The sequence below is a fragment of the uncultured Tessaracoccus sp. genome (genome assembly GCF_947255005.1).
In the GTDB taxonomy this organism is placed as follows: Bacteria; Actinomycetota; Actinomycetes; order Propionibacteriales; family Propionibacteriaceae; genus Arachnia.
In genome coordinates, this window is the sequence record NZ_CAMYFI010000072.1 from 1 (window position 1) to 10,027 (window position 10,027).

Consider the following 10,027-nt stretch of genomic DNA (forward strand, 5'->3'; position numbering starts at 1 on the left):
CGGAGATGTGTATAAGAGACAGCCCCGCCCCCGGTGGGCGACGCGCTCGATGGTACGGCGGCGCTGGCCGCACACCCGACGACGGCAGTCCAGGTGGTCGGCTTCAGCATCGCGGGCGCGTCAGCAATCTTCGTCGCGGCCATGCTTGCAGCCGACACGGTGAGGAGGCGCCGTGACTGACTCCCATCCCCTCATCTGGCTGGCGCTGCTCGGCGCGACGGTGGCTGCGGCCTTGCGCTTCACGCATCCGCTGATGTTGGCCTCCTTCGTGGTCGCGCTGCTCCTCACGGGCTTCCTGGTGCGCGGCCCCAGGGTGGCGAGCTTCGGATTCGCCTGCGTCGGCGCGCTCGCGGCGGCGTTGGTGTGGGCGGGCTGGACGCTGCTGGTGCCGACGGGCTCCGGCGACGTCGTGTTCTCACTGCCCGAGCACACGTTCGGCCCGGGCGTGCGCTTGGGAGGCGCTGTCACCACCGACTCGTTGGAGCGAGGTATAACGAATGCGCTCGCTGCGAGCGCGGTGGTGCTCGCCATCGGGGTTGCCGGGCAGCTCGTGAGCGCCCGCGGCTGGCTGTCGCTGGCACGGCTCACCGGCCCCCTCGCGCCCGCCTTCGGCTGGCTCGCCTCCTGCGGGGAGGCTTGCGCGGAGGTCGCGTCCTCGCGGCGTCAAGCACGGGGCCGACACCTGAGGCCCTCCCTCGACGTGTGGCTAGGCGCCACGCGTGATGTCGCCCGGGATCTCCCTGGGGTCACCCCCAAGCTGCTCCTCCGCCCCCACCGCGCAGACCTCTGGCAGGGGCTCGCCGCCGTCGCGTGGGTTGCCGCCGTGGTGTTTGCGCCGCGTATCGGAGTTGTCGGGGTTGCGGTTGCGGCACTCCTGCTGCCCGTCGCCGTCGCCCTCGGAACCCCTCGCAGGGAGGCTGCGCATGCTTAAGTTCGACGGCCTGAGCACCTGGCTGCCAGGCCAAGGCGTCGTGCTCGACGACGTACAGTTCGCCCCGGAGCCTGGCGAGATCTGGGCGGTGGTGGGGCGCTCGGGTGCGGGCGCGTCGACGCTGCTGCGCGCCGCGAGCAACCGTCTCCCGCACGGGGCGCTGCTGCGGGGCCGTATCCGCCGTCACGGCAGCCTCCTGCACGTCGCCGACCTGCCGCCGGTCGGGGTGGCAGACTTCCTCGGCGCCTTCGCGCGCGGGGCCGAGTTCGATGTCACCCGCTACGGCGCCGAACATCACCTCGATCACCGCACCACCTCCACGCCTCCCGACGTGCGCGCAGGGCTGCTGCTGGCCGCACTCCACCAGGCCACTCCCGCCGATACGGTGCTCGTCGATGCGCAGCTCACCGCCGCGCCCGCCCGCATCCGTCAGGAGTTCGGCGACGAGTTGGTCCGCCGCGCAGGGCTCGGTGCTGCCGTGTGTTGGGCCGACCACGACCTCCCCACCCTGCTCACCCACGCCTCGCACGTGCTCGAACTCGGCCACGGCCAGGTGCTCGCCGCCTGCCCCGTCGACGAGTGGGTGCCCGCCACCCTGCCTGACCCACGCATCACACCCGACGATGCCCCCCACCGCCCCACCTTCCGCAGCCGGGCATCGTCGAGCGTCGTCGAACCCACCGCGCTCGGCCTGACGGGCAATCCCATCGACATCTCCGCAGGCGTCTGCCTCGGCATCGTCTGCCGCGACGCCCGCCCAGAACCCGTGGCACGCCGCCTCGTCGGGCATCTCGGCGGCGACGTGCTGCCTTCTGGCACGCCGCTCAGCCCCGATGCGCTCGCCACGAAGCGCCCGCTCTGGCTCCCGCACGCGCAGGCTGGCCTCGATGCCGTCGCGCGCCGCGAGCTCATCGCCCGACTGTCCGGCGAGAATCCGGGCGTGCGCATCGTCACCGGGCGCGACGAAAACTTCCTGCGCGCCGCATGCCACGAGATCGTCGTGATCGAGGGCGGCGCCATCGTCGCCCAGGGCGCGCCGAACGCCGTCGCGGCGCTGGCCGAAGAGGGGTGGGCGGCATGAGTTCCACGACGTGGCGCGACGCGGCGCCCATCAGCGGGCCTCGCGCACGCATCGCGACGGCGGTGCTCGTCACCCTCGCGTTGGCGTGGGTGGGTTGGCCGGTGTGGGGGTCATGGACCGCCCCCGACGCGGCCACCGCCCGAGCGCTGATGCCGAGCCTCATCAGCGCCCTTGGTGGTCTGCTGCTCGTGCTCGGCTGGGCGCTGTGGCGCGACGCGGGGCGCCGCGTCGAGGTATTCGCACCGGTGGTATTGGTGGCGACGGCGGCAACGCTGGTGCGCTTCCTCCTGTCGCCTGGCACCTCCGGCGTGGAGCCGGCGTTCGTGCTGCCCTTACTCGCGGGCGCGGCGCTGGGCAGCCCGGCAGGGTTCCTCACCGGGGCGCTCGCGTGCCTGGGCTCGTCGGCGCTGCTCGGGCTGTACACGGAACACTTGGTGGCGCAAACCCTCGTCTGGGGCTTGTTTGGGCTTGTGGGCGGCTTGTTCCGCAACTCGGGGGCACGCGCGGCGTGGATTGGGTGTGTGATCGTCGGCACGCTGCTCGGCCCCATCTCCGGTGTGCTGCTGAACACCGCGGGATGGGTGGGCGACGCGGGCGCCCCTGCCGGCGGATTTCTGCTGGGCGCCGGGCCGTGGGAATCCCTCACCAGGCTCGTCGACTACTCCCTCACCACGTCGTTCGCCGTCGATACCGCCCGCGGAATCACCACCGCGGTGCTCGCCTTCATCGTCGGCTTCCCCGTGATCCGGGGCCTGCGCGCCACCGTCGGCGATCCCGTCCCCAGCACCACTCCCATCAAGCCACCACCGCAGCGCATCGACGCGGCGGCCATCCAACGTCGCGAACGTAGCGACCACCTCTCTACCCTCTGGCAACCGAAGGAGACCGACGATGAACGATCAGCTCAACCCTGACGACCTGGAGTGGGCCACCGACCGGCTCGGCGCCCTGACCGAGTACTTCGACGCCGTCGTCGTCGGCCAGGAGAAGCTGCGCGTGGCGCTGCTGGCCACCCTGCTGGGGGAAGGGCACATCCTCGTTGAATCCGTGCCCGGCTTGGCGAAAACCCTGGCCGCGTCCACCCTCGCGCGCTCGGTGGATGCGAGCTTCGCGCGCATCCAGTGCACCCCAGACCTGCTGCCGAGCGACATCATCGGCACCGAGGTGTTCGACCCGTCGGAGGCGAAATTCCACACCGAGCTCGGCCCCGTGCACGCCCACTTCGTGCTGCTGGACGAGATCAACCGCTCGTCGGCGAAAACGCAGTCGGCCATGCTCGAAGCCATGCAGGAGAAGCAGACCTCCATCGGCGGCGTCACGCACGAGCTGCCGGACCCGTTCGTCGTGATGGCCACCCAAAACCCCATCGAGGAAGAGGGCACCTACGTGCTGCCCCAGGCACAGATGGACCGTTTCCTCGTCAAGGAAGTCATCGACTATCCCGCCGCGGACGCCGAGGTGGAGGTGCTCCGTCGCGTTCGCTCCGGCGTGTTCGAGCAGCCTGCCCCCGCGGTAGCATCCATCGACGATGTGCGGCGGTTGCGTTCCATCACGCGGCAGGTGCACGTCGAGGAGACCATCGAACGCTACATCGTTGAGCTGGTGAACGTCACTCGCCACCCGGCGGACTTCCTGCAATCCGACACGGCGCGGTGGATCGAGTACGGCGCCAGCCCGCGAGCGTCGATCGCGTTCCTGCAGATCGCCCGCGCGCACGCGCTGCTGCAGGGCAGGTCACACGTCACCCCCGACGACATCACCGCGATGCGGCACGCGATTTTGCGCCACCGCATCGCTCTGACCTTCGAGGCGATGGCGGAGCAAGTGCCAGTCGACGAGATCGTCGACGCAGTGTTCAACGCGGTGACGGCCCCGTAACATGGCCCGACTCACTCGTGTGCGCACCGAAGTGCTGCTCGCTACCCGAGGCAAGGTGAGCGGGTGGTTCGACGGCGCCCACCCGTCGGTGCACGCGGGGCGCTCGCTGGAGTTCCACGACGTGCGGGAGTACGTGCGCGGCGATGACGTCGCCGACATCGACTGGAAGGCGTCCGCGCGGCAGGGCGAGCTGCTGGTGCAACGCCATGTGGCCGAGCGCCGCACGACGCTGCTCGTCGCGCTCGCCACGGGGCAGTCTATGGCGGCGATGGCCGGCCCGTCGACGGTCAAACGCGAGCTCATGCTCGACGCCGCCGCGACGCTCGCGAGCCTCGCGCTGGCCGGCGGCGACTACGTCGGCGTGCTGCACTGGGGGGCTGCTGGCGCAGTGGCAGCGCGCCCGAGCACCAGGGCCGTGCGGGTGGAACGCATGCTCACGCAGGCGGAGGGTGCCTGCTCACCCACTTCCCCCGACGGTGAGCTCCCGGTGCTCCTGGAACGCACCGGCACCTCCATTCGGCGCCGGGGCATCGTCGCGGTCATCACGGGCGACATCGACGTCGACGCCAACCTCGAGCTGCATCTGCGCCGCCTCGCCGTGCAGCACGCGGTGGTGCACGTGGCGGTGCCCGACGTTGACCCCACCGATGAGCGCATCACTCGCCCAGTGCACGACCTCATCGCTGGACGCGAACTCCCGCGCGCGCTGCTCGACGACCCAGCGCTGGCAGCCGCGTGGCGAGCCGACGTGGCAGACCGCGCGAGGGGTCGGAGCCAGGCGCTGTCGAGGCTCGCCATCCCGACGGTGACCCTCACCCCCGACCTCCCCGTCGTGCCGCAACTACTTTCCTGGTTGAGGAGTGTGCGTCGTGCTGCTTGAACTGCCCCCCATCGAACCTGTCGTGGCCGCCTCAAGGTGGTGGTGGCTGCTCGCCGTCGGGGCCCTCGTCCTAGCGCTCGCGGTGCTCGCCGTTGGTGTGTGGCGTTGGCGCGCGCTGCGACCGTCGCCACCGGATGTGGACACGTCGCTGGAGCGGTTGCGGGAGTCGGCGCTGGAGCAGGTGGGCGCCGATGCGCTCCTGGAGCGCCCCAAGGATGCCGCCCAGGCGCTCAGCCGGACGGTGCGGCGTTTCGTCGGTGTGGCCTCCGGCGGGAACGCTGACTATGAACCCGCAAGTCAGCTCGCTGCGGCGGCGGAGCGTGACCGGCGACTGGCTCCCGTCGCGGCGCTGGTATCGGACCTGCAAGAGGTGAGCTTTTCCGCCTCGCCTGGCGACGGCTTCGACGTGGCCGCGCGCGCGGAGCAGGCGAGGGAGGTGATTCGCGCATGGCGTTGACTCAGCCGTGGTGGGGTGTGGCGGTGCTGGTTGCCGCGGTACTGGTGGGGTTGGCGGCCTGGTGGTGGCCGCGTCGTCGGGAAGCGACGGGAGACGCGCTGCTGTTCAGCGCGGGCGCCAGGCTGCGCGCATTACCGCAGTACCGCGACGCGGCCCGGCGGCGTGTGCGGTGGCTCACGGTGGAGCTGCTCGCGGTGGCCGTCGCGGTGGGCGGGGCGGCGCTCACGGTGGCGCGGCCCGTCGACGAACGCCAGCTGCCGTCTCAGCGCAGCAACCGCGATGTCGTGCTGTGCCTGGACACGTCGGCGACGATGTCGTCGGTGGTGCAGGACGTGCTGGGCGCCTACAAGCAGCTGGCGGAACGCCTCGACGGGGAGCGCATCGCGCTGGTGATGTTCGACGCCTCCGCGGTCACCTTCTTTCCCCTCACCGACGACGCCGCCTACGTCGCGGAGCAGCTCGACGCCGCGTCGCGCGAGGTGGGCGCAGGGCCGGTTCGCGGCACGCAGATCGGCGACCTCGGCACCTCGCTCATCGGCGACGGGCTCGTGAGCTGCCTGCAGCGCTTCGACACCACCGATCCGAGCCGCTCGCGCACAGTCGTGTTCGCCACGGACAACCAGACCTCGGGCAAGAGCCTGTTCACGCTCGAGGAGGCGGCGGGGCGGGCAGCTAATCAGGGCACGCTCGTGTTCGGCATCGTCCCGAACGACAACCAAGTCGCCGCCACCCAGGCCTTGACTCAAACACTGAAGTTGACTGGCGGCGACACGCTCGCCCTCGAACCCAACGCGCCGCTGGAGAGCATCGTCGACGCGGTTGAGCGCACCCAGGCTCGCGAGCTGGAAGGGCCGTCCCGCACCGACGCCAAACCTCTCTTGTGGCCGGGCATGGCGCTGCTGTGCCTCGGGGCGGCGGGGGCCGCCGTCGCGCGAAGGAGGGCTGGGGCATGACGTTCGACGTGCAACCCGCCGCGCTGGCGCTCGTCGCTGTCGCGCTGGTGGCCGTGCTGTGGTGGCAGCGACGGATGTGGCGTGACCTCCACACCTGGCTGCGCATTGCGGCGCTCGTGCTCCTGGTCGGGGTGGCGCTCCAGCCAGGCTTCGAACGCGACGCCACCGAAGAGGCCCCGACTGGCATAGACATGGTGCTACTCGTCGACCGCACCACCTCAATGGCCGCACAAGACTACGACGGCAACCGCCCCCGCATGGAGGGGGTCGCCGCCGACGTCGAAACGCTCGTTCGCACCATGCCGGGAGCGAGGTACACCGTCGTGACTTCAGACAACGAGGCGCGTGTGGCCGCTCCCTGGACCACCGACGGCGCCGCCGTCGTCACGCTCTCCCGCACGATGGGTTGGCGCGAGGAGGGCCTGGGCACCGGCTCCGACATCGCCGCCGGGCTGCCGCTGGCGAAGCAACTCCTGCAGGATTCGGCGGCTGAACGCCCGGGCGTGCGTCGCTACTTCGTGTACCTGGGCGACGGCGAGCAAATCTCCCAGCACAACCCCGCATCCTTCGCACCGCTTCGCGGGCTCATCGACGACTCCCTCGTGCTGGGATACGGCACCTCCGCAGGCGGCGTGATGGCGATGCATGTTGGCACTGACAAGCTCGTCACACGCGACGGCGTGCCTGCGAAGTCGAAAATCGACGAGGAGGCGCTGGAGGCGATTGCGCAGCAGACTGGAGGCTCATACCAGCACCGCACCGCACCCGGAGCGTTGGAGGGTTGGGCGCCTGCGGCCGGCGCCGCCGTGTCGGAGGCGGCCCACCGTGACACCACGCTCGCCTGGTGGCTCGCCGTCGGGGCCGCGACGCTGTGGTGCGCAGACTTGGCCGTGGCCGCGCGTCGGGTGCGGGGCGCGAAGGAGGAGCTGTGAAGCGTTCACGTCTAGGTTGGCTGGTGTGGCCGGCGCTCGTCGCGGTGCTCATCGGGGGCGCGGGGGTGATGCTGCTCACGTGGCAGGTGTCGATGTGGCTCGGCGGCCAGGCGATGCAGCAGGGCCGCCTCCTGGATGCCGAGCGCCACTACACGCGTGCGGTGCCGTTGCCCGTCGAGAGCTGGAAGGCGCCGTTCAACCGCGGTGTCGCCCGCTACGAGCAGGAGCGGTGGGATGCGGCGGCGAGCGACTTCGAGCTGGCGGCGCTGCGGGCTCCCGTCGAACACGATTGCATGATCCGGCTCAATTGGTCGCAGGCGTTAGAACGCTCAGCCGACGCGCTCCGTCGGCAGGACGATCCAGACAGCGCCACGGCTCGCTACCAAAGCGCGCTGCTGGTGCTGGCTAGCGCCGCCTGCGACGAGCAGCAGCGCACGGCAAGCGGGCAATCCGGGCAGTCGCAGAAGTTGCAGGGTCAACAGCGGTTGGCAGGGAAGGCTGGGCAAAGCACGCGGCGGCCATCCGACGGGTCGTCCGCAGACGGCACCGAGCGTGAGCAGCAGATCGACGAACGCGCCGAGCAGGCGCAGCAAGAGCGGCAACGCAATGAGCAGAAGCCTGATCCCCGTGCCGGTGGCGAGGGCGAGCGTACCTGGTAGCCGGAGGGGGATTGCGCGAGCGGTGCCCACAACTGCTGGTGTAAGCTTCGGCTCGACCATGGAACCGGGGGAATGTGGTGCGAGCCCACAGCTGACCCGCAGCCGTGATGAGCGACGCTCCAAGCCGGAATGCCCGCCCGTGGTCATGTTGTAAACACCGTCGAGGTCTGCGGTGGAGCGATTTCTTGTTGAAACAGCTCCCAACCGTGAGGACCGTTTCCTACAAGGAGTCGCGCATGACCCTGCAGCGAAACCGCGTCCTGGCGCTACTGATGGCACTCATGCTCGCCATCGGCGCACTAGGCACCACCCCCGCACATGCGGACGCGAAGCAAGAATCCGTCACACAGGCAGCCGATTGGCTCGCCACCACCTGGAAAGAGAAACCTGGCCAGTACGCTGCCGCCGGCACGATCGCCGACGGTATCCTCGCCCTGAGCGCTGCAGAAGCTCATCCCGACGTCGTCGAGTCGATGCTCCGAGCGCTGCATGAGAAGACGCCGAGCTACGTCGGTACCCCGGATGCAAAACCCAACCCGTCCGGGCAGGCGAAGGTCATCATCACGCTGCTCGCGTCCAACCAAGACCCCCGCACGTTCCTGCCTGGGCGCGACCTCGTCGCTGAGCTGGTGGGCTACGCGAACGAGAACTCGCAGAACGCCAAGGATTTCTGGGCTCCCTACCTGATTGCCATCGCGCTCTCGCGGGCAGGCGAACAGGTGCCACAAAGCGTCATCGACAACATGCTCGCCAACCAGCAAGACGGCGCCTTCGGGTTCACCTCCAACGGCCAGTTCAACGCCGACCCCGACTACACCGGCATCGGCATCATGGCGATGAATCTGTTGTCGCGGGACAGCAAGGTGCCTGCAAGACAGCGCAAGGCCATCAACAATTCCATCGACTCCGCCATCGATTGGGCACAGAACCCGGCCAACCAGAAGACCGACGCCAACGGCAACATCTACTGGGCGACGTACTCGTCGGCGAACAGCACCGGCATCCTCGCCGGCGCCCTCGCTGAGGCCGGCGAAAACATCGAGTCGCCCGTCGCGTACCTCGTCGACCAGCAGAAGAAGACCGGCACCGGCGCGTGGTCGAATGTGCCAGATGGCACCAAGAGCAATATCATGGCCACCACCCAGGCCATGTTTGCCCCCGCGGGCAAGGGTTATGGCACCGTCAAGAGCACGCAGGTGAAGCCCATCAACTTCAACGCTGCGCCGGAGCCGGAGCCGACGCCAAAGCCCACGCCCAAGCCGACGCCAACACCAAAGCCCCAGCCGAAGCCGACGCCAACACCAAAGCCCCAGCCGAAGCCTGCGAACTACGCGGGTCCCTGTACGCCCGCAGATTCGGGTGTGACGATCGTGGTTGACTACCAGGGCTTGGGCGGCAAGCCCGAGATCCGCTGCGTGGAGGGCGACCCGGCAAACGGCCTCGAAGCGCTGCGCGGCGCCGGGTTCACCATGCACGGTGTTGAAGGGTGGGGCAACAGCTTCGTCTGTCGCATCAATAACCGCCCGGCTCCTGACGAGAAGATGACCCTGACGGGCTATGAGAACTACGTCGAGGAATGCCTCGACACTCCACCTGCTGGGGCCTACTGGGCATACTGGCAGTCCTTCGATGAAGGCAAGACGTGGGATTACTCCAACTTCGGCATCATAAACAGCGACCCGAACCCCGGCGACTGGGAAGGTTGGTCGTTCTCGCTAAGCGCCAGCGCCGACACCAACCCCTACCCGCGCACCCAGTTGGCGCTCGACTCGCTCCCAACGCCGGGGCCCAAGCCAACACCAGAGCCCGAACCTGAGCCAACGCCAGAGCCTGAGCCCACGCCGGAGCCCGAACCTGAGCCACGGAAACCGGCTACCGCTGCCGCTGCCGAGGTGAAGGCTGTCGGTGAACCCGCGTTCATCTGGGGCAGCGTCGACACCGATAAACCCCTCAGAGTGTGGACGGAGGTGAAGCTGCCCAACGGCGCATGGGTCAAGTCCCAAGAACGCACCACCAACGCCAACGGCGGCTACTCCATCCCCCTCACCTACGGCCAACACAACGCCGGCACCTTGAGCTGGCGCGTTGCTGTCCAGCATGCTGTCGGTGACATCGAGTACACGCCGACGGTTGAGCAGCGCCGCGTCGCTTCCGTCACCGCATCTTCCGCCGGGCGTGCGAGCGTCGGAGCCACCACCTATGTGTGGGGCACCGCTCGGGGCGCAAGCAACGCGCGAGTGTGGACGGAGGTGAAGC

Annotated in this window: 9 protein-coding genes, 1 pseudogene and 1 riboswitch; all 10 genes and pseudogenes read left to right on the forward strand. The window is 69.2% G+C overall.

Features of this window, described 5'->3' with window-relative positions:
* Positions 1–172 precede the first annotated feature (172 nt).
* Positions 173–931 carry a hypothetical protein gene (locus Q0X61_RS11440; RefSeq protein WP_297742762.1) on the forward strand — a complete coding sequence of 253 codons (759 nt, stop codon included), beginning with the start codon at positions 173–175 and terminating at the stop codon, positions 929–931.
* Positions 924–2,012 (forward strand): ATP-binding cassette domain-containing protein, encoded by a 1,089-nt coding sequence (locus Q0X61_RS11445; RefSeq protein ID WP_297742763.1) that lies wholly within the window; start codon positions 924–926, stop codon positions 2,010–2,012. The genes Q0X61_RS11440 and Q0X61_RS11445 overlap by 8 nt, the downstream gene beginning before the upstream one ends.
* The gene (locus Q0X61_RS11450) at positions 2,009–2,926 is read left to right on the forward strand and encodes a hypothetical protein (protein ID WP_297742765.1); all 918 of its coding nucleotides are present in this window, start codon (positions 2,009–2,011) and stop codon (positions 2,924–2,926) included. Before Q0X61_RS11445 ends, Q0X61_RS11450 begins: the two co-directional genes overlap by 4 nt.
* Positions 2,904–3,890 (forward strand): MoxR family ATPase, encoded by a 987-nt coding sequence (locus Q0X61_RS11455; protein ID WP_297742767.1) that lies wholly within the window; start codon positions 2,904–2,906, stop codon positions 3,888–3,890. Before Q0X61_RS11450 ends, Q0X61_RS11455 begins: the two co-directional genes overlap by 23 nt.
* Position 3,891: 1 nt before the next feature.
* Positions 3,892–4,770 (forward strand): DUF58 domain-containing protein, encoded by an 879-nt coding sequence (locus Q0X61_RS11460; RefSeq protein WP_297742769.1) that lies wholly within the window; start codon positions 3,892–3,894, stop codon positions 4,768–4,770.
* Positions 4,760–5,227: a hypothetical protein gene (locus Q0X61_RS11465; protein WP_297742771.1), complete on the forward strand. Its 468-nt coding sequence runs from the start codon at positions 4,760–4,762 to the stop codon at positions 5,225–5,227. Before Q0X61_RS11460 ends, Q0X61_RS11465 begins: the two co-directional genes overlap by 11 nt.
* Positions 5,218–6,180, forward strand: coding sequence for a VWA domain-containing protein (locus tag Q0X61_RS11470; protein WP_297742772.1), 963 nt, complete (start codon positions 5,218–5,220; stop codon positions 6,178–6,180). Before Q0X61_RS11465 ends, Q0X61_RS11470 begins: the two co-directional genes overlap by 10 nt.
* A complete protein-coding gene (locus Q0X61_RS11475) occupies positions 6,177–7,112 on the forward strand; it encodes a VWA domain-containing protein (protein ID WP_297742774.1) in 936 nt (311 codons plus the stop codon). Before Q0X61_RS11470 ends, Q0X61_RS11475 begins: the two co-directional genes overlap by 4 nt.
* The gene (locus tag Q0X61_RS11480) at positions 7,109–7,771 is read left to right on the forward strand and encodes a hypothetical protein (protein ID WP_297742776.1); all 663 of its coding nucleotides are present in this window, start codon (positions 7,109–7,111) and stop codon (positions 7,769–7,771) included. Before Q0X61_RS11475 ends, Q0X61_RS11480 begins: the two co-directional genes overlap by 4 nt.
* A 31-nt stretch (positions 7,772–7,802) precedes the next feature.
* Positions 7,803–7,927, forward strand: a riboswitch (cobalamin riboswitch).
* An 80-nt stretch (positions 7,928–8,007) separates the two neighbouring features.
* Positions 8,008–10,027 (forward strand): annotated as a pseudogene (locus Q0X61_RS11485) (hypothetical protein); the annotation flags it as partial.